Consider the following 250-nt stretch of genomic DNA (forward strand, 5'->3'; position numbering starts at 1 on the left):
CACCCTGTCGGCCATCTACCACATCGCTGGTCAGAACTATTACCCAGGCCAGTACGAGTTCCAGTGCCTGCACGGCATGGGCGAGCCACTGTACGAACAAGTGGTCGGCAAGATCTCCGAAGGCAAGCTGAACCGCCCGTGCCGCGTGTACGCGCCGGTCGGCACCCACGAAACCCTGCTGGCCTACCTGGTCCGCCGCTTGCTGGAAAACGGCGCCAACACCTCGTTCGTCAACCGCATTGCCGACCAT

The 250-nt window shown here is 62.4% G+C and carries 1 protein-coding gene; it reads left to right on the top strand.

Features of this window, described 5'->3' with window-relative positions; translation table 11 throughout:
• Window positions 1–250: proline dehydrogenase family protein (locus tag SB786_RS37065; protein WP_410731692.1), on the top strand; the 250-nt coding region annotated here is incomplete at both ends.

The sequence above is a fragment of the Burkholderia sp. SIMBA_062 genome (genome assembly GCF_046534765.1).
GTDB lineage: Bacteria > Pseudomonadota > Gammaproteobacteria > Burkholderiales > Burkholderiaceae > Burkholderia > Burkholderia ambifaria.